This is a genomic window from Vreelandella boliviensis LC1, assembly GCF_000236035.1.
In the GTDB taxonomy this organism is placed as follows: Bacteria; Pseudomonadota; Gammaproteobacteria; order Pseudomonadales; family Halomonadaceae; genus Vreelandella; species Vreelandella boliviensis.
On record NZ_JH393274.1, the window covers coordinates 1 to 635 of the forward strand.

A 635-nucleotide genomic window follows, 5' to 3' on the forward strand; every position below is an offset into this window, starting at 1 on the left:
GATCTCACTTTGGATGACTGGAGTCGGGTAGGGCGCGGCACCCCCACAGTGGTGGATCTGCAGCCCTCGGGGCGCTTTCTGATGGAAGAGTTCTACTACGCTGGTGGTCTACCTGCGGTGCTTAAGCGCTTAGGCGAAGCGGATCGTCTGCCGTTCAAAGATGCCTTAACCGTCAACGGCAAGACTATTTGGGAGAACGTCAAGGACGCGCCGCTGTACAACGACGAGGTTATCCGCCCGCTGGATAACCCGCTCACCGCGGATGGTGGTATCTGCGTGGTGCGCGGTAACCTGGCCCCCAACGGCGCGGTGCTCAAACCCTCGGCGGCGACCGCTGAACTGATGCAGCACCGTGGCCGCGCGGTGGTATTTGAAGACTTTGACGACTATAAAGCGCGCATCAACGACCCGGATTTGGACGTGGAAGCCAACGACATTCTGGTCATGAAACACTGCGGCCCCCGCGGTTATCACGGCATGGCGGAAGTTGGCAATATGGGTCTGCCGCCCAAGATCCTTGCCCAGGGGATTACCGATATGGTGCGCATCTCTGATGCCCGCATGAGCGGCACTGCCTACGGCACCGTAGTGCTACACGTGGCCCCGGAAGCCGCCGCGGGTGGCCCGCTGGCCGC

At 61.4% G+C, this 635-nt stretch carries 1 protein-coding gene; it reads left to right on the top strand.

Going from position 1 to position 635, the window contains the following annotated elements:
• On the top strand, positions 1 to 635 hold a 635-nt coding region (locus tag KUC_RS18985; protein WP_040481832.1), incomplete at both ends, for a dihydroxy-acid dehydratase domain-containing protein.